This is a genomic window from Candidatus Tisiphia endosymbiont of Thecophora atra, assembly GCF_964026395.1.
Taxonomy (GTDB): Bacteria; Pseudomonadota; Alphaproteobacteria; order Rickettsiales; family Rickettsiaceae; genus Tisiphia.
In genome coordinates this window covers 1336695-1362027 of the sequence record NZ_OZ032145.1, presented here as the reverse complement: position 1 = coordinate 1362027, position 25333 = coordinate 1336695, and the positions used below count along the sequence as shown (strand labels likewise).

Here is a 25333-nt window from a genome sequence, read left to right as displayed (position 1 = left end):
AAGCCTGGTTTGTGGTTTCATTTTATCTATAGGCTTCGCTCCATCGAATTCAAGTTATAAATACAAAAAACTTCTTAATAAAAATTTGTATAAAATAAAATAATACCACCATGCACGAGCATATAACTAAACTCAATAGCATAGAATTAGGCAATTTATTTTCTATAGAGAATATTTTTGAATTATTATCAATAGGCTTATAAATAAATATTATCAGCTTTGCTAAATACAGTGCAGAGAATAGCGTACTTAAAGCTAGTACTACCATAACTAGTATTTGATTTTGTTCTGCAGCAGCTAACATAATATAAAATTTACTAATAAAACCACCAAAAGGAGGAATGCCTATTAAGGATAAACTGGCAATGAGTACCATAAAGCTGGTTTTTGGCATTTCTTTAGCAGTACCTATAAGATCAGAAACTTGATTGGTATTCTTTAAGCTATAAATACTTCCCATTCCATAAAATAAACAGATTTTAGTAAATGAATGTGAACATAAATGTAGGATAGCAGCTCCCATAGATTTTGATGTAAACATGAAGCTACTAAGTAAAGCTATAGATAATTGGTTAATGGTAGAATAGGCTAATATCTTCTTAATATTATCGCTCTTTAATGCTTTGAAAGAACTATAAATTATAGTTATAATTGGTAAGAAAATAACCCAGTTAAGTTCTACAAAAAGAGATTGTAAATATTTAAGACCAAAAATATACATCAGAATTTTATAAATGCAAAAAAGTCCAGTTTTAACAACTACCACAGCATGTAGTAAGGCACTTACTGGGTAATGTGCTACCATCGCGGCTGGTAGCCATTGATGTACAGGAAATAAAGCTGCTTTTGATATACCAAAAATAAACATTAATAACAAAATTATTGTTTGATTCTTGGAGAAATAATACTTGATAAAACCTTGCGATGTAAAATCTCCATGACCTGCTTTAGCATAAATAATTATTAGTGCTGGCAAGAATAGTAATGTCCCTGAAATCATTAATATTTTTAAATATTTATAAACCCCTGCCATAACTTTATCTCCACCACTGTGACCAATTAGTGGAGCAGTTGATAATGTTAATAGTTCATAAAAAATAAACATAGTAAAAAGATTCGAAGATAATGCTGCCATCCCGCCAAATAACACACTTAGATTAAGGAAGAATAGAAAACAACTTGAATTATCGATATTATTGATTGCCAAATATTTGGTTGTATAAATTAAAGCACAAATCCATAAAAAGCTCAGCAAAGTTAAAAAAATGAGACTGAGTGCTTCTAAATGCAGCCCTATAGAAAAATTACCATATATGTTTATTGACAGATTTGCTTTTACGCCTTTCAGAAATAACCAGTCAATAATTAAAATATTGACAAAAAAGAAGCTGCTAATGGTAATTAATAAAGAGTTACGGGTGTTATTATTACTATTACTGATAAGGGGAGCTACTAAATTTAGCATAGCTAGCAGTAAAGTCGATGAAATCAAAAAACTAGGGGTAATAGCAGAATACATTACTGCCCTCTGAATGGCTGTAACTCAGGGGTATTTGCACTTTTCCCGATGTTGTGTCTGCAAGCGATGGAAGCACTATATCTCATATCGTTTTCATGACTCCTAAAAAAGGTAAGAATATTGGTAGAAAAAATTGCATTATACTAATAAAAATTAGTCCACAATACTTAGTGTTCGATTTTAATTGTGTATAATCGTAGTGATCCCAACATAGTTTTTTGGCAATTTTATAATGATAAAGTAACGACATAGCAGAACTTATGACAACAATAACAAACTCTAACCACATATTTTCAACAATCAACAACTCGAAAATACTAATCTTAATGAAAAACATGCTACTTATTGGTAAACCACAGCTGTAAATTAGACTAAAAACTACCAAAACACGCCATAACATACTAAATGGTTTCGAAATATCAGAATAAGCAATGATCAGAAATAAAGCGATCTTGTTAAGGCTATCAGCAAACAAAAAGGGAAATAACAGTGATTCACCTCTAGGAATAACTAAAAGCAAAAACATATAACCAATTTGCACCGCCGAAGAATATATAACAATATTTCTGACTCTTTGGCTTCTGCAAGCAAAATATGTACATAAAATAATAGTTGCCAAAGCTATTAAGCTGATAAAATTTGATAGATACTTAATGATCACATTGTAATCAATAGTAAAATGAATGAACCTCAAGATTATATAAATACCAATTATACTGGATATACTAGCAAGATATGTCAGAATAACAGGAGCAGCTGAACTATAGGTCCTGATCATCCAAAAATGCATAGGAAAAAAAGCTGTTTTTAGTATAGAGCCAATGAGAAAAAAACTAATGCCTAGCATCACTATTTTGGAGTCATAATGCGTCTTAAGAAGCATTAGATATCTTGCAAAATTCGCTTCTGCTGAGGAATTTAAAGGAGCCACGGAACGCAGAACCGGAGCGTACTCTAGTGTACGTGAGGATTCGAGTACCGGAGCGACATCCAAATTACCAGCAGAAGTAGAATTTTGCAAGATATCTGAAACATCTAACATATTAAGGCTGCCTGTGCTACTTAATAAAAATCCAATGCCTATTAATATCAAAGTAGCCCCGACAGTACCAAGCATAAGATAATCGAAAGCACCGATAACAGCCCTAGGATTATTGCCCTGTGCCATTAATACATAGCTACTTAATGAAGATATTTCAATGAATACATAAAGATTAAAGAGGTCATTAGTACTTACAATACCAAGATAGCCGCTATGGGCAAATAATAAAACTGCATAAAATAACGATTGTCTTTTTCTATCAAGAAATCTAAGTATGGTATTTGTAACCAATTTGTTACAAAAGATTAGAAAAAATAATAATACGCAATTAATATAGATAATTATAGGTTGGTTCAGATAGTCTAGCCGATATTCAATACCTATAGGGCCATGCCAATCACCAAAATTATATGATACGACCTCTTTATTAATTACAGATAAACCGTAAATACTTAAAAATAAACTTAGTGCAATCGATATAACTGCTATAATTCGAGTAGCTAGCCTATAGCGAAAAGTGAGTATTGAGAATAACGCTCCAAAAAATGGTAGCAATACTTGCAGAGCGGGGAAATGTTTAATTAATGTCATTCACTTCGATCATTAGTCGTTTCGCTAAAATTAATCTCACCTTCTGATATAGTATTAAATTGCTTAGAAATACGGTAAATCAAGCTAAGACCCAATGATAAAGTAGCAAACCCAACAACAATAGCCGTGAGCATTAACACCTGAGGGAGTGGACTTGAATAGCTATGTAGTATTGTACGTTCAATTGGTACAATACCTCCATTTACCTTACCAAGCATAAGGTAAAAAATTAGCACCGAACTTTGCATTACACTAAGCCCAATAATTTTACGAATATAATTATCACTAGTTAACATTATAAATAAACCACTAACTAACACTAACAGTGTAAAAAAATATAAAATTTTTGAGATATATATAGTTTCTAAAAACATTATTGCTTAACTTAATTAATAGACTTCCTGCATATAGTTAACCCGAATAACATTACACCAAATTCGCAAACGTCATTGCGAGAAGCTAGTTTAGTAGCGACGAAGCAATCCATAAAAGTAACCAAAAATGGATCAACTATGTTCGCAATAAAAATTTAAATAAATTTGGTTTAAATTTTTATTGCTTGTGCAGAGCTAGTTAAATCACGTAACTTAGCGTTTGCAATCACAATGATTTTACGCATTAATGCTACCATCGCCACCATTTTCTTTTTTCCTCTATTGATCAATTTCTCATAAAATACCTTCAGTTCAGAGTTAGAATTTCTAGCAGCCATAGCAGCTACAAACAACATAGGTCTAACAAAATTTCGACCATGACCTGTATGTCTATATCCGCTATATCTACCGCTATCATTAGATATTGGTGCAACACCTACTAATGATGCTATTTGTTTGCGGTTCAATGTACCAAGTTCAGGTAACAAAGCTATAAGCTCATTAGATACTACTGCGCCTATACCACTAATAGTTTGCAGAGTCTCTTTCTTAGCTTGCAAGAGCTTATCTTTTGCTATTAAGTCATCTATTTCTTTAGTAATAGATGCAATTTGTTCTTCTAGTACTTCGATCATTTTAACACAACTAGACTTGATTAAATCAGCTCTCGGGGACTGAAACCTATTTTTTTCTGCAATCAACATTTGTTTAAGATCGTTCCTACGTCCTACTAATTCATACAAGTTTAAAGCTTGCTTAGATTGTACTTTAAATAGCTCTAATCTTTCTGATCGTTCAAAACCATAAAGTGCTAGAGCTTTAGCGTCAAGACTGTCAGTTTTAGCTGCATTACCAAAAGACCTAATAAAGTTTTTAACTTTACGAGTATTGGCTCTATGTACAGCAAAACCCTGATTGCAAAGCGTTAGTAATAGTTCCATTTCATATCCACCAGTAGTTTCTAAAACACACAATGCAGAACTAATCTCTTTTTTGTAATCCTTGATAAAATCAGCTATTCCATTAGAGTTGTTATTATATTCTTTAGTTTCTTTTTTTCCATGAATAGCAACAACAAAATTGAATTTTCCTATATCAAGACCGATAAAATTATTATATAATAGCATAATACCTCGAAGACTTTTAATGTTGTTTACGATTGTAAGCGGGCGTGCAAAGGCATCCCAATCAACTATTCAAACGTCTCGGGGATTTGGGCTAGAGTACCAATATCCATTCGGTCTTAAAACCAATTGCTTCACGGTCGCTCACGCCTGCACAGCGATAGTCATTTATATTATTAATGACTATCGCTGTAATACCCCCTTATAAGTCAGTATAAATCATTATTTACATTGACTTCAATATCTATTATATCATACTTTTAACTTACAATTGCTTCGTCGACCTACGGTCTCCTCGCAATGACGTTTGTTGAACTTTCGACAGTTGTGACGATGTCACCCCTGCGAAAGTAGGGGGCTAGAAAAGTCTAAATAATTTTCTTGGCTATTTTTTTAGACCCCTGCCTACGCAGGGGTCTAGAATAATAATTATTTTTATGTCGAATTCAGGTTACTTACGACAATTTACGCTAATTACTTTATTTTATAACAGTTACAGCTCTACGGTTCTGTGCCCAAGCTGCTTCGTCACAACCCATAACAGCTGGTTTCTCTTTACCGTAAGAGATAGTATCAAGTCTGTTATTATCGATTCCTAAACCAACTAGGTATTTTCGTACAGCTTCTGCTCTTCTTTCACCAAGTGCTAAGTTATACTCTCTTGTGCCTCTTTCATCACAATGTCCTTCAATAGTAGCTTTAGTACAACAATGTTTTTTTAACCAAACGGCTTGTTTATTTAGCTGTTCTTTTGATTTACTTGAAATATCTGATTTATTGAAAGCAAAAAATACCCTGTCACCAACATTTCTTTCGAAATCAGCAGCTAAAGAACTTTCCTCGACACTAGGGGTCACCTCCACTTCTGTCGGTTTCTTTTTAGAACCACATCCAGAAAGCACAAATAGTGCTAAAAAAGCTATTGCAGTTTTTTTTATTAGCATAACAAACTCCTTAATTTAAATAAAGCTATTGATTATATTTGCTTAACAGAAAAAATTGTTAAACATCTTATCATGTATTATATATTATCATACTACCACTTAAAAGCCTAAAATAGTTTTAGCATTAAACTCTTGGATAAATGTGGTAAAAATATCGTATAACTTCAATTTCGGATTAATGAAATTAATCCGAAATTGGAATGATAGTGTAAACAATCAGGCTTAAAGCGGTTTGACGCCTGATTGTTAAATATTTCATTTGCTAATAATCTTATTTTTATACCAATAAAAATAAGATTATTAGCGATAATAGATTAAAATGCATTCGTAGAACCGTTTCAAGAATACATTTTTCTGATATTCTAGCCAGTTATGGATTAAAATTAAAAATTTTAATCCATAACTGAAGTGTATATAGCCGACGTTTAATAATTCAGAACCTAGAACTTAGATAACAGCTCCCTTATCATATCTTGTAACTTTCCTACTTTACTTACATCCGTGCCACCAGCCTGGGCTATATTCGCCTGACCACCACCTCCACTACCACCAAGGAATACAGACACTTCTTTAGCTAAGTTACCCGCATGTACCTTATTGCTAATTTCTTTACTAACCGCAATAGTAATAGATAATTTACCCTGCAAATCAGGCATACCTATATATACAATCACTAGATTATCCGACTTATCAGCTATTCGCTGGGCAGATAAGCGTAATATTTTAGTATCCAAGTTTTGTACTAGTTTATAGAGAAAATTTGTACCTGATACACGGATTGATTCTTTGGCAATTTGTTCAATATTCAAATCAAGCATAGAGACCTGAGTAGCTACTAACTTATCTTCTAATTGTTTTTTACTGGCAATCAAGTTATTTACTTTATCAGTAATTTCATTCTTACCTATTTTTAAGATTGAAGACAAGTCATCAATTATAGTATCGTTTTGTCTAATTAATTTTAATGCAAATTCACCACAAACAGCTTCTATCCTTCGAACGCCAGCTGCAATAGCATTTTCGCTAGTAATTTTAAATATTCCAATATCCCCAGTTCTATTAACATGCGTGCCACCGCATAACTCAAGCGAGTTACTCATTGCTACCACTCTTACTTCAGAATCGTATTTCTCACCAAATAAAGCCATAGCACCTGCCTTAATAGCTTCATCTGTTGACATTAATGTTGTAGTAACCTTAAAATTATCAGTGATAATTTGATTTACCTTATCTTCTATCAATATAACTTCTTGTTTTGTTAGTGGTGTCATATGGCTAATATCAAAACGCAGACGATCATGTGCTACCAGCGATCCTTTCTGTGTTACATGTTTCCCCAGCACTTCATGTAATACTGTATGTAGTATATGAGTTGCAGAATGATGAATTCTTAAATTTTTACGGTACTTGACGTCAATAGTGAAATCAGCATTATCTCCCACTTGGATAGCTGTTCCTTCCTGTAAAACACATATATGAGCAATTATTGAACCAAGATATTTTAAAGTATTTACTACCTTAATTTTATTGTCTGCTGATTTGATAAACCCTATATCTCCCATCTGTCCACCAGACTCCCCATAAAAAGGAGTTTGATTACTAATTAGAATAAATTGCTCTTCGCTAGTTTCTATATTGTTGACTAATTTATTATCTTGAATTAGAGCTAATATCTTACCCTCTGCCTTATCCAAAGAGTAACCCAAAAATTCAGTACTACCAAATTCTGCTTTAATATCAAACCATATCTTATCTGTTTTAGATTCATTCGAACCTAACCAAGCTTTTCTTGCCCTTTCTTTTTGCTCTTGCATCTTATTATTAAAGCTATCAAGATCAACTGATATCTGTTTACCTTTTAATATGTCTTCAGTTAAATCGAGAGGAAAACCATATGTATCATATAATTTAAAGGCTATCTCTCCTGAAAGTTCTGAATTTTTATTAAGATGCTGTGTTTCATCGTCAAGCAGCTTAAGACCTCGTTCAAGAGTTGCTTTAAATCTTAATTCTTCTTGTTCCAAGATACTACGGGTAAAAGCCTCAGCCCTCTTCAGTTCAGGATAAGTTGCACCCATAAGATCTACTAGTTTTGCTAGCAATCGGTGCATTAAAGGTTCACTGCTACCAAGTATATGTGCATGCCTCATACTCCGACGCATAATACGCCTAAGTACATATCCTCTGCCTTCATTTGATGGCATGACACCATCACTAATTAGAAAGGCACAAGCTCGTAAATGATCAGCAATAACCCGGTAAGAAAATTTTGCTTCCCCTTCTACTTTAACTTTTACTATACTTTCCGTATAAGCAATTATTTCCTTAAATAAATCTATGTCATAATTATCATATACATTTTGCAATACAGCACTAATACGTTCTAGTCCCATGCCGGTATCAACGGATTGTTTAGGTAAGGCAATCCTAGTATTGCTATCCAATTGTTCAAATTGCATAAAGACCATATTCCAAATCTCAATATAGCGATCGCCATCTTGATCTTTTGTACCAGGTAAGCCTCCTAGTATCTTATCTCCATGATCATAGAAAATTTCTGAACATGGTCCACAAGGTCCGGTATCTCCCATTGACCAAAAATTATCATTGGTTGCTATTTTAATAATTCGGTCATCACTTAAATTAGCAATCTTTTTCCAATAGCTTGCTGCTTCTTCATCAGTATGATAAACAGTTACATATAATTTTTCTTTGGCGATAGCAAATTCCTTGGTTAAAAGATTCCAAGCATAATATATTGCTTGTTCTTTAAAATAATCACCAAAAGAAAAATTCCCTAACATTTCAAAGAAGGTATGATGTCTTGCAGTATAACCAACATTCTCAAGATCATTATGCTTACCACCAGCACGTAGTGATTTCTGACTAGTAGTGGCTCTTTGATAGTTTCTAGTTTCATGACCGGTAAAAACATTTTTAAATTGTACCATCCCGGAATTAACAAACATTAAACTAGGATCATTATGAGGAATTAGGGAGCTAGCTGGAACGTGCATGTGATTATTTGCAACAAAATAACTTATAAATTTACTTCTAATTTCTTCAGTGGTAAGTTTAGTCATTAGTAAATCCTGATAGCATAACATTCTTGAAGATAGCAGTATTATAGAGAATTGGGGGTGTGGTGTCTACTGCAATAACAACTTTTTTAGTATATAACCGCCATGGTAGTTTAAAAATTATGAAGAAAATTTGAAAAGATGTCATCCTAGCTACGGCATTACCCGCGTGGATCACTAGTATATCATTCTCACGTAAGCGGGAATCCATAATATCTAAAGCCTTTGCAGGTTATTTTTTGGATTACCGCTTTTAATTAAGAATGACATTAATTCTATCCCATTACTGCAACTAATCTGTCCGTGCTAGCTATAGTTTAATGCGTCTCAGGATATTCTCCTGCTACGCTAACGTCATCAATATGATTATTTGTATGGGCAGTGTTGTCGAGTCCTCTCTTTAGAGCGAATTCATTTGATATTTCCTTGAGCCTTGACAATAGTTCATGCTGTTGTAGATTATTTGTTAATATATTACTTGGTAACTTCACTGTGTGTTGTGTTTCGCTAGTTGATCTACTAAGATCAGATCCATAATCAGAATCACTTTCTGATGATGGAAATGTGGACAATAAGTGTTCCAATTGTTGTACAACTTCAGATATAGTTGTATACTTTCTGTCTAAATTCAGTTTCTCTATTACACGACAAGATACGTCGCTCATAGTAAGTATTTGTTTAATAGGTACACTTGTATCATTAATGGCATGAGTCAAATTTAGACATTTTTGTACTTGTTCTAACTCTTGTTTTTCCGTAGCTAATTTTTCGCATAATGCATCTAGTTCTTTGGGCTTGTTTTTGTTAATACTAGCGAATTTTTTTTCGTCTTTATCATGACTCTTTTTTAAGTCTGAGAGTTGTTTAGTCAATATCTTTTCAGCGTCTATACTAGTTTTATCAGTAAGTTTCTCTTGTATTGCCCTAGGTAAACCTACTATTGTGTATATAGCTTTAATATTTTTTTCTTGCACAGCTGTAAGTATTTCCTGAGCTTTCACTACATCCTGTTTTTTAAACCAATAATTTTGTTGTTTAGACATAATAATATAATCCTCAATTAGTTCAACATATTACTAATAATTGATTTTGTAATACTACAAAATATACTATTCTTACCTAATAAGGTGTATCTATATTTTGTATGCTCACTTTTCAATTATTAAAATCATTAGAATTTTATTAGGTTATCGTCCTTTATAATTTATTGTAATAACCTAACTCAAGGAGAGTATATTTATTATTTAAGAATGTTCAACAAAATATTACAAAAATAAAAATTTATTTTAAAATAATAGTAATTTAAGATTTTGCACCTAATATCATTCACATAGATATCATCCGTTTGGAACGGATAATATTATAATTATTCAATAATGTTTAGTATTTTTTTATAGATAAATCATAAAAAAATACTAAATCACTTAGTGGAAAGATAATTGCTGTTATAATAGTCTATGTTTAAATATTTAAGTCTAAGTATTAGTTACATGATTAACATATCCAAACTACCCAAACTACAAGTTTTACTAAAAAAACTACATAAATTGGTGGTATATTTTTTATATAAAAGAAATATTATTATTTTAATAGGCGATAAAGGTACATTTCTTTGTGCTTTAATACACGATAAAGTTGTGGATACTTTATTTGTTCCTGCTGAAAACCAAGATAATTTAGACTCCTATAAAGAATTTTTTGCTAAATTCAAAAACTATTACGTTTTCTTCTTATTAAGCGGTTCTGCATGTGAAGTACGCCATGATATAGTACCTGTACTACATTCAATAGTAAAAACCAATCCTGTAGAAAAATTTATAGAGGAGTATTTTTCTATAGATGATATAGTTGCTTACAATGTCTATAACATCAATACCAAATCTAGTGAGGTGTGGAATACCTTGCTGGTATCTACTCCTTATACCCCGCCTTTAAGTAAGCTACTTGAGAATCTTCTGACAAGTAAGAGGCAAAAGTTTGGTGGGATTTATTTTTTAGCTTTGGAATGGAAAATAATTATAGATAAAATTATAAAAAATGTTGAAAATAATAAATATAGTGAATATTTACAAATTTTTGTATGTATTTTAAGTACAAACGGTATTAAACTTGTTGTTAAACACCAAGGTAATATAATCTCAATTCAAACATTTGATTATCCAGCTGATAAGTCAGACTTATATATTCAAGGTATAATAGAACAAGAAGTGGAAGATTGTTTGATATCTTGTAAAAGCTATATTGATAGTTTAACCCTTAAAGTTTGTATAATTCTTATAGTAGACCAAAGTCTAAAGTTGTTATTAAAACAATCCAGTTTTGGTGAACATCCAGTAATACGTAAGTCTAACAGTGTATTAGGTGATAATAGCAAATTTTCAGATGCAATGGTTGTCAAGTTATTTAATGAACAAAAAAGCTTTCTAGCCTCTAACAAATATTTAGAATCCATAGCTAAACTCAATATTATCAGTTCTTTAATTTTCAAACCATTTATCACTATAATAATAATATTGATATTTGCTGCATGTGCTATCAAAATTAAAACCATAGCAAATTACAGAAAATTGGATCTTTTAAATTCACACTATTTCAGTGCTGAACAAGATTATTATAATGTTAAGCAAACCTATCCATATATTCAAAATACCACTAATTTAGCTGATTTATACGTATTTGAAGCATTATTGCAAATCCCCGTACCAACGCCATTTGACTCGTTAGAAAAGTTTTTAACAAATTTACCACCTAATCTGCACCTAGAAGAGATTAAATGGCAAAGGTCGGATATAGATAATATGTTATTATCATCTAATCAGTATATACAAATCGAGATATTATTAAAACTTATCGTTAGTGATATGCTAGTTGAAGATGCTACTCAGCTCTTAAAACAAGAAATTGCAAATTTTAGTAAAATATTTAGCAATATGGATATTAATTTTATAATATTTACTGATCAAATATTAGAGTTACCTAATAGAGTAGTAATACCTGCTGAGGTCATTATTACTAAGAAAAAAGGATAAGAGATGCTTAAAAATTTTATTGTTCATCTAAAAAATGTTATATTTTTTAAGTTTATTATGTGTTGTTTGTGTATTTCTACTATTTTATGGTTACTGCAAAGTATTAATAAAGATTATATGGAGTCGATTGCCAAGAATCAAAATATAGAAGAATCTCTAGCTCAAGAAACGTTAAAGTTGTATTCTATAATAAATTCCAAATATAAAATACTAGAAACTTATGCAAGATATTCGAAATTATTATCTATTTCTGCTAGACAAAGTTGTTTAGAACGAGCAAGGTTAATAACAACAATTGATAGTTTTTCAAAAAAATACAACTTAAATGAGCCTATTACTATATCAATTAAACAAGAATTCTTAAGTGGTATTAACCCAATGGTGGGAACAAAGCAGGATACTATAAGGATAAAGAATTATGATGTTTACATAAGATTTGCCACTAAAGATTTTGCAACTTTCTTGACAATTATAAGAGAAATCTACTCTTGTATGCCGGAGAATACCATTGTACTATCTATAGACATAAAGAAAGAAGATGTATTAGAGCCTAAGGTTGTTTATAAACTATCAACAGAAAGAACACCTGATATGATATTTACAAAACTTAATATGCGTATAAGAGAAATAACAGCAAATAAGTAATTGTAATCTTAAGTAGTTATATATATAATTTATAACAAAATTATTAATAAATCTTAGAGAGAATGTATGAATATTGTTGTAAAAAAGCTAATAAGAGTTATCATTAGTTTAAATATTATTTTTATTACAGAAGTGACGATGGCTAGTAACTCCTCATCAAAAGAAACAGAAACAGAAATAGAAGCAAAAACAGAAGATTATATCGCTACTAGTAAATATTACCATAATTTAATATCCAGTAACGATATGGCAGAGCTTAATATGTTTTTAAGTTTATTACCCAAAGGAGGGGAGCTTCATCATCATTTTAGTGGAGCTATATATGTCGAAAATTATTTAGATCTTATTAGTAAGGCCGGTTTTTATATAGATAAGAATAGCTATCAAGTGCAAAAAAATAAACCAAATAAAACATGCCTTACTGTTACTGCTCTGCAAGATAATTATGATCTATATACCACCATTTTAAGTCACTGGTCATATGGTAAATTCTTTTACGACCATGATTATACTCAAGAAGATGGATTAAAACATTTCTTTAATGTTTTTGGATATTTAGCCCCAATAGCAACAGTAGATGTCAAAAGTAATTTGACTTTGTTGAAGGCAAGAGCTAAATCGGAAAATATCCAATATATTGAAACTATATTGTTCCCATCCCCAACTAGTTACAATCCTGCACTTGATAAGATTAATCAACTAACAAGTAATACAGATGATATTACTATCAATGATGTTTTAAGCCAGGCTGTTGATGTTTTAGATAAAGATAGCATTATACAAAATGAAATTGCTCAAAATTTACGTGAAATCGTATCTAACTCGCAAGATATTGATGAGGATGATTTTAGTATGCGATTTCAACCATATGTAATACGTTTCAACAAACCATCTCTGATATTTTCTGGATTATATTCAGCGTTTTTAATGGTAAAAAATAATACCAAATTTGTTGGAGTTAACATTGTTGGTAATGAGGCTCATCCTATCGCTTTACGTGATTATAAGTTGCATATGAAAATGTTTCGTTTCTTAAAACAAAAATTTCCTAACGTAAAATTGTCGCTGCATGCGGGAGAGCTTACTTTAGGCCAAGTTACTCCTGAAGAATTGAGTTATCATATTAATGATGCGGTTAACGTGGCAGGGGCAAACCGTATAGGACATGGTGTCGATATTATGCACGAATCTGACCCCTACCAATTAATAAATACATTATTAAACAAGAATATACTTGTAGAAATTAATTTGACTAGTAATGAAGCGTTACTAGGAGTACAAGGTAACGATCATCCAGTGAGACTTTATATGCAGTATGGAGTACCAATTGCAATTTCTACTGATGATCTAGGGGTGTCACGTAATAATTTAACTGATGAATATTTAAAATTTGTCACTCGCTATAAACCATCTTATGATAAGCTAAAAGAAATAGTGTCTAATAGTATTAAATATTCTTTCTTAACAGAAGATGAAAAAACTAAGCAAATTGACTTACTAAATAAAAAATTTATTTCTTTTGAGGATACGATAGCTTCATTTGTAAAAAAACACTCTCATGTTAAAAAATAAAGAGCCAAAGACTAATGAACATCTTTAGCAGTATAAACATTTCTATATGTAAAAAAAGAATAAGTGAAGAGTTATTTAATAATATAACAAAACATGCATGTTTAACACTTGCTAATATAATAGCTATTGATTACGAAATTAGGCTTAAATCAACACCTGAGATTGATGTCCATATAAGTAATTGTATTGGTAAATTAAGAGTTTTTCTTGGTCAGAAAGTTATTACGGATGATAGTTTTTCAACAGTTTTAATGTTATTTTCGGTAGCAATCTCTCCTGATGCAGTAGAATATCAAGATAGAGATAATATTCTAAACAAATCGGAAGATATAATAATTGATACACTAATAAGTACAAATTTTGGTAAGGCAAATTCTGAAGAGAGAAAAGTAATAAAACAAGTGTTAAAAGATTTACTGGCAGCAAGGAATAGTTATGAATTAACAAATTTTATACAGCTTGAACCAGAAGTATTTTGTACAACGGTAATGCATGCGGTGAAAAAATATCAAAACCCAAAGGAAGTTAGCACTAATGCTAGATTAGAAATTAATAGAATAGTAAATGTTGCAGTAAAACATAATAAGAAAATTCAAATATTTAAACAAGCAACTAGTAAAATTATAACTGCTATTTCGGTTCTAGCAGTTGGGGCTATCAGTGTTGCAACAGCTGGTGCCACATTTGCTTTTATGGTAGTACCAGCTTCTATTCTAGCAATAGAATATGCTCCCAAAATTGGCGAAAAAATTGGCGGGGTAATTCTGAGTCGGGATAAATCCATGAGTGTGCAAGAAGAAAAAATTACCGCTCTAAAAACTAATTTATGGAAAAATAATAAGGAATTCTTGTCTAAACAGCGAGCAGTAGAGCATAATGTATCCATGCAAAAATTAGATAGTCAAATCAAGTCGGTAGTCAATCTAAAATCTAACAAATTAGATATAATAAAAGATCAGCTATCGGTTAACTTACCTAGTAAGAAATCTTTACAAAATAACAAAAATAGCAAATCTTCAGGACAAATTAAACAAAGGTAACAATATGTTAGCAACTTGGGTTCTCCTTATACTTGCAGGATTCTTTGAGGTAGGTTTCTCTATATCGCTGAAATTGTCAGATGGTTTTACCAAAGTAAAACCCATTATAGCTTTTATTATTTTTTCTATATTGAGTTTTGTTTGTCTAAGTAAAACTCTAGATAAACTTCCTCTTGGTACTGCTTATCTTATATGGACTGGTATCGGAGCTGTAGGAACAGTAATAGTAGGGATGGTGTGTTTTAACGAGCCATATTCTGCCATGCGAGTTTTCTTTATTACGACTATGATAATTTCTATGATAGGGCTTAAGTTGTCTTAAACTTATGATCAGGCTTATTTATCCTAAATTTTGGCACACCAAAACTATTATATCATATTTATTGTTACCACTAAGTTGGTTATATCTTTTTTTTAGTTATTTAAGAAAAATAATTGCACGCCCTATAATATTTCCTTGTAAAGTAATTTGTGTTGGTAATATAAGCATTGGAGGTACTGGTAAAACTCAAATAGTGATCTTCCTTGCAAAAATGTTGAAGGCTATTAATATTGATTTTATAATTATTACTAAAGGTTATGGCAGTAAACTGCAAACGGCGTTGTTAGTTGAACCACATCATACAGTACTAGATGTCGGGGATGAAGCAGTAATGCTATTAAAATATGGTAAAGTCATAGCTAGCAAGAAAATTCAATATATACTACCTTTTATAAAAAGGATTAAACCACAGGTGATTATAGTAGATGATGCAATGCAGAATCCTAATTTTTATAAGGATATTGTTATTTTGTCAGTTGATGCTGACAGGTTATTTGGCAACGAATGGTTAATTCCAGCCGGCCCTTTGCGTGAGTATCCTAAACAAGCTATTGAAAAAGCGGATATAGTTATTCTAGTTGGTTCGAGTAATGTTATGCCTTTTTCTTTACATAAGGAGCTTCCCTTTTTTCAAGCCCAAATAGTTCCAACTATAGACATAGATAAAACAAAGAGCTATTTTGCCTTTAGTGGTATAGGTAATCCTGAACGGTTTTTTTCTACATTAGAAAATTATGGATTGCAGTTAGTAGGTAATAAAATTTTTCCGGATCATCATCAATATAGTGAAGAAGATTTAGACTATTTAAAAGAACAATCAGAAAAATCTAATTCTCTTCTAATAACAACTAGAAAAGATTACGTAAAAATATGTGATGCTGACTTGTCAGTAATATGTTGTGATGTACATTTATTACTAAATAATCAAAAATTATTAGCAGATTTAATATATGAGAAAATTCTTTAAAAATATTAAATATTTGCTTGAGTATTTTTTCGTTTTAATAATACTAAAGATACTAGGAACATTTGGTATCGACAAATCTGTACAAATTTGTCGGTGTATAGCAAGGAAAATAGGACCTCTATTGCCAGTTAATAAAATTGCAAAAGAAAATATTCAAAATATTTTTGGCAAGAATCAGACAAATGGTCTAAGGATGGAGACTCAAGCAACCATTAATCAAGTATGGGATAATTTTGGTAGTTTTATAGGAGAATTTCCATATGTTAATAAGATGTCAGAGGAAGAGTTATCCAAAAGGGTAGAGATAAGTGGGCTTGATAATATAATAGAATTTCAGAAATCACACCAACCGTTTTTATTATTTACAGGGCATTTTGCTAATTGGGATTTTGCACTCAAAATTATAAATAAATTTTATCCTAAATTTGCTATTATCTATCGTAAATTAAATAACCCTTATATTGATAAGCTAATTAATGATACGCGTAAAACTAGTGATATAAAGCTAATTCCAAAAGGAGAAAAGGGGGCAAGAGATCTCATATCTGCAATCAAATCAGGATATGCAATTGGCATGCTTGTAGATCAAAAAATGAATAATGGCATTGAAGTACCATTTTTAGACCAACCGGCCATGACTGCTCACGCAATTGCTAAAATTGCCTTACAATTCGGCTACCCGATTATACCATTACAAGTGGTTCGCACTAGTAATAGTAGTTATTTTAAAGCTATTATCCATCCACCAATACAATTACAAAAAACTAATAATAGTAAAACAGATTGTTATAATATAATGTTTGCCATTAATCAAATTTTAGGTAATTGGGTTAAAGAAAATCCAGGTCAATGGTTTTGGTTTCATAATAGATGGAAGAAGAATAACTATGCCCCAAATGACAAAATCTGCAAATAATAACATGTAGCCAGTAACGAAAATGTAAATTTTCATCCAACACGCCGTATGATAATCCAGTTCTATAGCATAATTTTTTCTCATATTTATCTCGAAGATAAGACGTGTCAAACGGTGAATGTAACATAAAGTCTAGCTTTCCTTCTTCCAATTTTAAGTTTATAAATTTAATAAGTACTGGCTAAAAGTTTTTTTGCAAAAAAAGTATGGCTAAAAACCATATAGTAATCAAACATATCCAAAGCCCACCTCTAATGTCATATGTACGCTTGATTAGGATTTTTAGAGCATCCTCAGTTTTTTTAGCTTCTCTTATACACTCTGATCTCATGGCAACTATGTAACCTGATATAGTCATAATCTTGCTATATAGTTGTTTTATATCTTTATCATTAAAATCATTTTGCATAAAACCCTCTTACTATGATTGTAGGTAAAATATTCCTATTCATTATTAGATAGGGTAGTTGAGGTTGCATTTTTAAAAAGAAAGTTGCTAAATAAGCAAGAATAAATTTGATTACTGAGCAAATATTGTATATATTCATAAGGCATTTCCTTTTATGATTGAGGTTTTGTGCTTAACTAACTATTTAGTATTATTTCGTTTTTATTCAACTTACCTATATTTGTAGTAGTTGAATTTATGTACTGAATAGTTTTAGTTTTTAAAGTTTATCTTACTAAATAATTCCTTGGTTCATTTAGTAAGATAAACAACTTTACTGTGACAATTTTTTGTTGTCAAGAAAAAACCGTTTTTCACGGATCAATTTTATAAAAAAAATATTTACAATGGGCTGGATTGAAAATATACAAGAATTCCTTGGGAATAAAATGGAAGAAAAACAACTAAAGGCAAGTGATCTTGCTGAACTTGCAGGCATTCCTACGACTACTATGAGGGGGATGTTGGGTAATCGACGTCCTGAAATAAAAAACATAATCAAACTTGCAAATTATTTTGACTGCTCTATTGATGAAGTGCTAGGTAGAAAGGAGTTTGAGCCTCAAGAAAAACAAGAATATATGCAACTATCTCCAGAAGCATTAAGTGCTAATTTGAAGAGCTTTATCACCGAGAAGATGAACAAAAACCAAATGACTCAATACGAATTAGGATCAAAAATTGGTCGTAGTGAAGACAGCGTTCGTCCTTTTTTAAGAGAAGATGATAATAACCAAAAAATGCTAAGTACCGAAGCGGTTATAGCTATTGCTGATTATTTTAAAGCTCCTATTGATGGAATGTTAGGTAGAACTTCGCAGCTTGGAAGAGAGAAGCAGGTAGACAGATCTTTAGGTAACTTAAAAACATTGAATCCTGAAGTTCTAAAAGCCGCTCAACTGATTGGGAAATCCATTGCAGGTGATATATCACCTAAGATCCTGACTACAGATAATGTTACTCCCAGCCATGTGGGTTCTTTAATTAAGAAATCGCCTAATAGCAGCAGAGGAAGATAAATCTTTTTTATCGATAATAATTTAATGCAAGAACGTATTAGCAATATTAGGGGTCTTTTCGCTAAGTATAAAATAGATGCCTATATAGTACCGTCTAATGATCAATATTTTAGCGAGTATGTTCATGAAAGTGCTAAACGACTGCAATATATGACTAACTTTAGTGGGTCAAATGGTATTGTGGTGATCTGCAAAAATAATGTTATATTTTTTACAGATGGTCGTTATCTAGAACAAAGTAAGCGTGAACTAGATCCAAAAATTTTTGAGATTTTCGATATTAAAGATTTACCCTATTTTCCTTGGGATAATTACTTAGGTAATGATGGTATATTAGGATATGATGCGAAACTCTTCACTAATGTTAAGTTAAAAATATTTGCTAAAATAAAGACTCGTTTACATAAAGTATCTAATAATTTAGTAGATCAAATTTGGCGTAATAGGCCAGTTGAACCATCATCAAAAATATATATTTATGATGATAAGTTTGCTGGTCAATCGTATAGTGACAAAATTACCATGTGCCGTAATCTACTCACTAAATATTCTGCAGATACCATGATTATTACTGCAGCAGATTCAATATGCTGGTTATTAAATCTCAGAGCAAGTGACATTCCATATTCACCATTGATGCTTGGTATAGTCCTAATCACTAAGAACCAACTATATTTATTTATTAATCCAAATAGGGTAGACCAAGATATTATACTTGCTCGTCCTCATATAACTATCTTACCTTCAGCACAATTTGCTGATATATTGAGTCAAGCTAATAAAGTCCTAATTGACGAAAACTTCACTTCCAATTATATCATAGATTTGCTAAGCACTAAGATAATAGAAAAAATTAATGATCCTTGTCAATTAGCTAAAGCCCGTAAAAACGATATTGAAATTAACCATGCAATTAATTCCCATATTAAGGATGCGGTGGCACTATGCGAATTCTTTGCATATTTATTCGAACTACCAAATTTACAAGATCAAACTGAATATGATTTAGGAACAATATTAACAGGGTTTAGATTTAAGCAAGATCAATATGTTATGGATAGCTTCCCGACTATATGTGGCTTTAAGGAAAATAGTGCTATAATTCATTACCGAGCAACAAGCACGGGAGCAAAGAAAATCTTAGGTAAAGGCATATTATTAATTGATTCTGGTGGTCAATATAACGGTTGTACTACTGATGTAACTAGGACTCTTGCTATAGGTGGGTATCCTACCAAAGAACAAAAATTACGTTACACTCAAGTTCTTAAGGGGCATATTGCTTTGTCGATGGTTAAGTTTCCAGTTAATCTTATTACTGGAGCTAATTTAGATGTTCTAGCTCGGCAGTTTTTATGGAGAGATGGACAAGATTATCCACATAGTACAGGTCATGGTGTTGGTAGCTTCTTAAGTGTTCATGAAGGACCACAAAATATTAGTTTGCGCAGTAATGTTATTCTAGAACCTAGTATGATTGTATCCAATGAGCCAGGTTATTATAAAACGAACGAATTTGGCATTAGAATAGAAAATCTGATGTATGTCAAAAATATACAGGATGAAAATTTTCTAGAGTTTGACACTCTCACCCTTGTTCCTTATGCAAAAGATTTAATAGATCGTAGAATGCTAAACGCAGATGAGATAAATTATATAGAACAATACTATCAAAAAATTAAACAACAAGTTTATCCCCTGCTTTCAATTAGAGGACAGAAATGGTTAAGTGGAGTAGTTGAGATTTAATCTTATGTCAGAACTAATGGTGGTTTTATGTATTTAGCTGCTATTATAGATTGGCATAGTAAAGCCATATTGAGTTATAAATTATCAAATTCAATGGATGTGACTTTGGTAACTGATGTATTAGACTTCTTTCGAAACTCGCTTATGCTGAGGGATTTGAAGGAGACGCTTCACCTCGAACCGCAGCGTACTCTAATTCCGTTACGGATTCGAGTACCGCATCATTGTCCAAATCACCAGCAGAAGTAGAGTTTCGAAAGAAGTCTATTAAAAGATACCCTTAATAAATACAAAGCTCCAAAAATATTTAATAGTGACCAAGGCAGTTATCATTACTAACTATGAATAAGCTGATTTGTGGGATTCACAGACATCGTTTCAACATTTTTGTTGCTAAATTCTTATTGTACCCATGGATTAAAATCTCCTCTTTAGAATGATCATATTTTTCACTAACTTCTTCATAGAGTGGAGTTTGATAAATCAATTCTATATATTTTTCATTTGGAGTTTTACCGCCTAAAGAGCTATGTGGTCTGTTCCAATTGTAATAATGTTCCCAATATCCTAATTCCTCAATAAGATCAGGGCTTTTAAGATCAATACTCGAATAGAACTCATCTAAGTCTGTTCGTTGAGTGCGTTCTACTTTGCCGTTTAAATGAGGAAAAGCTAGTTTAATAGGACGAAATTTAATAGCATATTCTTTTAAACGTTCCTAGACTTTATAAGCAAAAAATTCTTGTCCTCTATCAGTTTGAATACGTTGTATGGGAAATGGCATACGCTCCATAACTTGTTCTAAAAAATCTAAAGTATTTGGTACGTCTTTTATATAAAGCCAAAACCTTATATCTAGTACAATCAATCTATAGCGGTATATTGGTATAAATTGTTAGCGATTTTGCACACGTCCATCTGTACCCTTTCTCCAGGAAGATTACAATTGTATCTTTTAGCTTGTTTACGCGCTTCTCATTCTGTATATAGGGTAGGTACCATTATTTTAGCACATCCTAAAATTGAAACAATCTCTATGAATCATACATATTAATGGAGAGGATTATCTAGAACTAATCCTTGCAAAGTCACTAGTGTTGTGTCTTCTTGGTAACGTTCTATATCTTGTACTTGTTCTAGATATGTCTCTTCAACTAAACGATCCTCCTGTGCTTTTCTAGCTTGTTCAGCAGCAATCTTCTCCTCATCCTTACTACGCTGAACAATCAGATATTGCTGCAATGATATTTCCTTACCTTTCAGTAGTTTAATTACCGTTGCAATATCCTGATGTTCTAATATCATTGCTTTAAAGACTTGATCAACTTTAGAACCAAGCTGAGCTATTTCTATTTGCAGATTGGCATGCTGGGCTACCATTTTGATAATCTCATCATTACCGCTTCTTACAGCAATTTTCAGAGCAGATTCACCGTTATTAGTTAAAACTTCTGCACTGCTACTACCTAGTTGTAAAATCTTCTGCACTATTTCTGTTTTCTGAGCAGATATGGCAATTTGTAGCAGTGTATAACCAGCAAATTTTTGTGATAGAAGGCTACTATCATAAGATGATAATTTACTTATGGTAACAATATCATTTTGACCTATTGCCTCCACTACCGTACTAGCTAAATCCTGTCCTGTTGCCAGAACCTTTTTAATAAAGCTTTCATTACCATTATGTACTAATTGTTGTAATAAGGTTTTGCCTTCAACCGAGTAATTACAACAATTAGCCCCATAATATAGAGCTAATTCAAATAACTCATTATGTGTTTTCTTAATGGCATAATATGCTAACTCATCAGCATCAACTCCTAGAGATTTTATTATACTAATCATCGTCATTGATTCACTATCAGACTTACCAAATAGTTCAGATAAGAAAAATGCTCGCTGTTTGCTATTAAGTGATTGAAACATATCAAAATTAGCTTTTTGCTGCTTGCTAATATTAGCACTTATTACATCATTGCCATGTTTTACTGCATCTAATCTTGCTTGTTCAGCAGCTATTTTTTGCTGTTTCTCCTGCTCAATAGCCTCTAATCTTGCCTTTTCTTCAGCAATTGCTCGTTGTCTTGCCTGTTCCTCAGCAGCTTCCTGTTGTCTTAAACTATTAATTTCTATTTCTAAGTCATTAATTCTAGCATTCGTTGCCGCCATATCTTGATCATATTTTCCTTGGTTAAACCTTGTCACTGTATGATTTGTTGATATTGTTTCAGTATAATAATATGATTCCTTATTAACACTGTGCCGAGCTTCCTCCTGTTGATGTAGAAGCTCTTGTATACGTTGTTTTGTCAAAATAGCCTCATCTTTAAATATAAAATTATTCCCGTACCTTTCCAGCCTAGATTAGAAATTCCTTATATGTACGCCTAGCACGCTCGCTTACCACTTGCACTTCTAGCCAACTCTTGAAATTCAACTGGTATACACGAAAGTAGCGAACTAATATTATTTTATATAGAATAATATAATTATTTTAATATGTAAAGTATTTTTAATAAAAAATAATGACCTGTTAATTATAATCTTAGATTTTAGAGCTTGTCCGCAAACTAAGTAATAGAAGTAATCCTACGAAGAAGTAATCGACTCATAGCCAAAAAAATTATATTTTCACTAGAATCAGTAAGAAAATCATATTCCTTGGAGAGCCTTCTATTTCTATTTATCCAAGCAAAGGTTCTCTCAACAACCCATCGCCTTGGCTGTACTTTAAACCCAACTTCCCTTTTGGCAATAGTTCTAGTGGTGTATTTTTTGGTCACACTACTGGACAAAAGAGATGGGGTGGTTGCAAGAGCTAGTAAATAGAGTATTTTAGATTGAACACAAAAAAATCTGTGGTACTCTATGTTACTAGCCGAATTACTATATAATCATTTTGAGATGAAAGATACAAGACTAAACACGTTCAAGGGCATAATAAAATCATTAATGTTGTGTCGAGGAAGCAAATATAAAAATATGGCAGAAGAAATAGAAGGAGATAAATTATTAGATTCAAAAATAAAAGCGGTATATAGATTTCTTCAAGAAGACAATATCAATATTGATGATTATTATAAGTTTATGAAAAATTATATTCCTCAAGGGAAAGTGGTTTTATCAATAGATAGAACCACTTGGGAATTAGGACAGGAGATAAGAAATATATTAGTATTGTCGGTATCATATAATAAAATTGCTATGCCATTAATATATAAAATAATTCCTTATAAAGGAGCATGTACGGCAGACGATCAAATTGCAGTAATATCGAAATTTATAGAGGAATTTGGTAAGGAAAAGATAGAGGGAATATTAGGAGATAGGGAATTTGATAATGAGAAATTAATTACCTATCTTCACAATAAAAATATTAATTATGCATTAAGGGTGAGAAGGACAAATAGAATAGTTAATAAAGAAGGTCAATGGATTAGGATCGATAGCATGAAAGAAATAAAGATAAGAAATTTTTCTACAAGGTTTTATTCTGTCCCAGTGAAATTTGATCATATCAAATTAGCAAGCGGAGAATATCTATCGATAGTGTATAGTAAGAACATGTCAAATGGATCTGAAATATATCGGAAGAGATGGGATATCGAGGTAGGCTTTAAAGGGTGTAAAAGTAATGGTTTTAGAATGGAAGATACGCATATAAAGAGTAAAGTACGATTAGAGAATTTTATAAAATGTTTATTTTATGATCAAATTTCACTGGGACAGAATAAAACCTTATAGCATATGCAATGGCAATAAAAATAGGAGCAATTGGAGAGCAAGAGCAACCGATAAAAATGAAGAAAACGCTAGGATGTAGGAGTTATTCTGTACTACAGTTAGGTATAAGATGTACTAGTTACGACTTAATCTGACAATAAGTAATAATCAGGCAGCTTGATAAGTAATAGCCAAGTTGTCTGATATTCTCTCTATATTACTAATATTTTTATCTTTAGCAATATAAAGTGAATCTCTAAAAGTTTGCATTGGTGTTTTACCAAAACAATGTTTACCTGAATGAGACCTTTCGTTATTATAATTTGTAAGCCAAGTATCTATATCAGCTTGTAACTCATCTAATGTATTATAGAGCTTTTTACGAAATAGAATGTGATAGTACTCTTCCTGCATAGTTTTGTGAAAACGCTCACATATACCATTAGTTTGAGGGTTATATGCTTTAGTTCTAGAATGATCTATATTCTCAATACCAAGATATAGTTGATAAGCATGATTCTCAGGTTTACCACAATATTCCGTGCCTCTATCTGTAAGTATTCGAAGCAAAGGGATATTATACTTTTCAAAAAATGGAATAACCCTATCATTCAAATGGTCTGCTGTAGTAATAGCTGTTTTCTCGGTATAAAGCTTACAAATAGCTACCCTAGAATAAGTGTCTACAAAGGTTTGTTGGTAGATACGTCCTATGCCTTTAATGTTTCCAACATAATAGGTATCTTGAGAGCCAAGGTAACTAGGATGCATGGTTTCAATCTCACCAGTTGCTTCACGTTTATTCTTGATTTTCTCAAGTGCAGCAAGTTGTGCATCACTCAAAATAATACCATCATTTGCAACTTTAGCATCCAATGCTTTTAGACGTTTTTTGAAATTCTCTAGATCATGACGTAGCCAAACAGACCTTACTCCACCTCCAGAGATAACGATACCTCTCCTACGTGATTCATTAGCAGTACGTTCCTGACCATAAGCAGGAAATTCAACAGCTATATTAACTACTGCATCCTCGATATTAGATGGAACACGATTCTTCAAACATGGCTTCTTTCTAGTCATCTCAAACAAAGATTCTGCTCCACCTTGCTCATGCAGTTCCTTATAGCGGTAAAATGTATCTCTGCCTATAGCCCATTACTTTACAAGCTGGCTATACGTTTCCTAGTTGTTCTGCTAATTGTAATAAACCAATTCTTGGTTTTATA

20 protein-coding genes and 3 pseudogenes are annotated in these 25333 nt (G+C 31.8%); 11 read left to right on the top strand and 12 right to left on the bottom strand.

Translation table 11 applies throughout. From position 1 onward, the window contains the following. Positions 1 to 49: 49 nt before the first annotated feature. The 7 genes from AAGD45_RS06475 to AAGD45_RS06445 form a co-directional block, all read right to left on the bottom strand. Positions 50 to 1519 carry a proton-conducting transporter membrane subunit gene (locus AAGD45_RS06475; protein ID WP_341761106.1) on the bottom strand — a complete coding sequence of 490 codons (1470 nt, stop codon included), beginning with the start codon at positions 1517 to 1519 and terminating at the stop codon, positions 50 to 52. 82 nt (positions 1520 to 1601) lie between these two features. Continuing rightward, positions 1602 to 3152, bottom strand: a complete 1551-nt coding sequence (locus AAGD45_RS08760; RefSeq protein ID WP_410521064.1) for a proton-conducting transporter membrane subunit — start codon at positions 3150 to 3152, stop codon at positions 1602 to 1604. After that, positions 3149 to 3526, bottom strand: coding sequence for a Na+/H+ antiporter subunit C (locus AAGD45_RS06465; RefSeq protein ID WP_410521063.1), 378 nt, complete (start codon positions 3524 to 3526; stop codon positions 3149 to 3151). The genes AAGD45_RS08760 and AAGD45_RS06465 overlap by 4 nt, the downstream gene beginning before the upstream one ends. A 170-nt stretch (positions 3527 to 3696) precedes the next feature. After that, positions 3697 to 4653: a transposase gene (locus tag AAGD45_RS06460; protein ID WP_341760848.1), complete on the bottom strand. Its 957-nt coding sequence runs from the start codon at positions 4651 to 4653 to the stop codon at positions 3697 to 3699. Between the two features lie 476 nt (positions 4654 to 5129). Further along, positions 5130 to 5594, bottom strand: coding sequence for a peptidoglycan-associated lipoprotein Pal (gene pal / locus AAGD45_RS06455; protein WP_341761105.1), 465 nt, complete (start codon positions 5592 to 5594; stop codon positions 5130 to 5132). A 440-nt stretch (positions 5595 to 6034) separates the two neighbouring features. Then, positions 6035 to 8677 (bottom strand): alanine--tRNA ligase, encoded by a 2643-nt coding sequence (gene alaS, locus AAGD45_RS06450; RefSeq protein WP_341761104.1) that lies wholly within the window; start codon positions 8675 to 8677, stop codon positions 6035 to 6037. A 314-nt stretch (positions 8678 to 8991) separates the two neighbouring features. Then, positions 8992 to 9717 (bottom strand): hypothetical protein, encoded by a 726-nt coding sequence (locus tag AAGD45_RS06445; RefSeq protein ID WP_341761103.1) that lies wholly within the window; start codon positions 9715 to 9717, stop codon positions 8992 to 8994. Positions 9718 to 10131: 414 nt separating this feature from the next. Between AAGD45_RS06445 and AAGD45_RS06440 the strand changes: the two genes are divergently transcribed. The 7 genes from AAGD45_RS06440 (at position 10132) to AAGD45_RS06410 (ending at position 17165) form a co-directional block, all read left to right on the top strand. Further along, the gene (locus tag AAGD45_RS06440; protein ID WP_341761102.1) at positions 10132 to 11703 is read left to right on the top strand and encodes a hypothetical protein; all 1572 of its coding nucleotides are present in this window, start codon (positions 10132 to 10134) and stop codon (positions 11701 to 11703) included. Positions 11704 to 11706: 3 nt separating this feature from the next. After that, positions 11707 to 12348 carry a hypothetical protein gene (locus AAGD45_RS06435; RefSeq protein WP_341761101.1) on the top strand — a complete coding sequence of 214 codons (642 nt, stop codon included), beginning with the start codon at positions 11707 to 11709 and terminating at the stop codon, positions 12346 to 12348. Positions 12349 to 12414: 66 nt separating this feature from the next. Beyond that, positions 12415 to 13920 carry a hypothetical protein gene (locus AAGD45_RS06430; protein ID WP_341761100.1) on the top strand — a complete coding sequence of 502 codons (1506 nt, stop codon included), beginning with the start codon at positions 12415 to 12417 and terminating at the stop codon, positions 13918 to 13920. Between the two features lie 14 nt (positions 13921 to 13934). Next, entirely contained in the window at positions 13935 to 14960 is a 1026-nt protein-coding gene (locus AAGD45_RS06425) for an RP853 family protein (RefSeq protein WP_341761099.1), read from the top strand. Between the two features lie 4 nt (positions 14961 to 14964). Beyond that, complete coding sequence (locus tag AAGD45_RS06420) at positions 14965 to 15282, top strand: multidrug efflux SMR transporter (RefSeq protein ID WP_341761098.1); 318 nt, start codon at positions 14965 to 14967, stop codon at positions 15280 to 15282. A 4-nt stretch (positions 15283 to 15286) separates the two neighbouring features. Beyond that, positions 15287 to 16249: a tetraacyldisaccharide 4'-kinase gene (lpxK, locus tag AAGD45_RS06415; RefSeq protein WP_341761097.1), complete on the top strand. Its 963-nt coding sequence runs from the start codon at positions 15287 to 15289 to the stop codon at positions 16247 to 16249. Next, positions 16233 to 17165, top strand: a complete 933-nt coding sequence (locus AAGD45_RS06410; RefSeq protein ID WP_341761096.1) for a lipid A biosynthesis lauroyl acyltransferase — start codon at positions 16233 to 16235, stop codon at positions 17163 to 17165. The genes lpxK and AAGD45_RS06410 overlap by 17 nt, the downstream gene beginning before the upstream one ends. A 181-nt stretch (positions 17166 to 17346) precedes the next feature. On the opposite strand, the gene AAGD45_RS06405 is transcribed toward AAGD45_RS06410, so the two are convergent. After that, positions 17347 to 17574 (bottom strand): hypothetical protein, encoded by a 228-nt coding sequence (locus AAGD45_RS06405; protein ID WP_341761095.1) that lies wholly within the window; start codon positions 17572 to 17574, stop codon positions 17347 to 17349. 386 nt (positions 17575 to 17960) lie between these two features. On the opposite strand from AAGD45_RS06405, the gene AAGD45_RS06400 reads away from it, so the two are divergent. Next, the gene (locus AAGD45_RS06400) at positions 17961 to 18632 is read left to right on the top strand and encodes a helix-turn-helix transcriptional regulator (RefSeq protein ID WP_341761094.1); all 672 of its coding nucleotides are present in this window, start codon (positions 17961 to 17963) and stop codon (positions 18630 to 18632) included. 24 nt (positions 18633 to 18656) lie between these two features. Continuing rightward, on the top strand, positions 18657 to 20381 hold the full coding sequence (locus AAGD45_RS06395) for an aminopeptidase P family protein (RefSeq protein ID WP_341761093.1): 1725 nt from the start codon (positions 18657 to 18659) through the stop codon (positions 20379 to 20381). Between the two features lie 364 nt (positions 20382 to 20745). Here AAGD45_RS06395 and AAGD45_RS06380 read toward each other — a convergent pair. The 3 genes and pseudogenes from AAGD45_RS06380 to AAGD45_RS06370 all read right to left on the bottom strand — a co-directional run. After that, positions 20746 to 21317 (bottom strand): annotated as a pseudogene (locus AAGD45_RS06380) (DDE-type integrase/transposase/recombinase); the annotation flags it as partial. A 114-nt stretch (positions 21318 to 21431) separates the two neighbouring features. Beyond that, the gene (locus tag AAGD45_RS06375; protein WP_341761092.1) at positions 21432 to 22694 is read right to left on the bottom strand and encodes an ankyrin repeat domain-containing protein; all 1263 of its coding nucleotides are present in this window, start codon (positions 22692 to 22694) and stop codon (positions 21432 to 21434) included. 257 nt (positions 22695 to 22951) lie between these two features. After that, a pseudogene (locus tag AAGD45_RS06370) lies at positions 22952 to 23119 on the bottom strand (transposase); the annotation flags it as partial. Between the two features lie 130 nt (positions 23120 to 23249). Here AAGD45_RS06370 and AAGD45_RS06365 point away from each other — a divergent pair. Further along, entirely contained in the window at positions 23250 to 24125 is an 876-nt protein-coding gene (locus AAGD45_RS06365; protein WP_341761091.1) for a transposase, read from the top strand. An 8-nt stretch (positions 24126 to 24133) separates the two neighbouring features. Beyond that, entirely contained in the window at positions 24134 to 24259 is a 126-nt protein-coding gene (locus tag AAGD45_RS06360; protein ID WP_341761090.1) for a hypothetical protein, read from the top strand. Between the two features lie 13 nt (positions 24260 to 24272). Here AAGD45_RS06360 and AAGD45_RS06355 read toward each other — a convergent pair. Then, positions 24273 to 25263: pseudogene (locus AAGD45_RS06355) on the bottom strand (IS481 family transposase). Positions 25264 to 25333 lie beyond the last annotated feature (70 nt).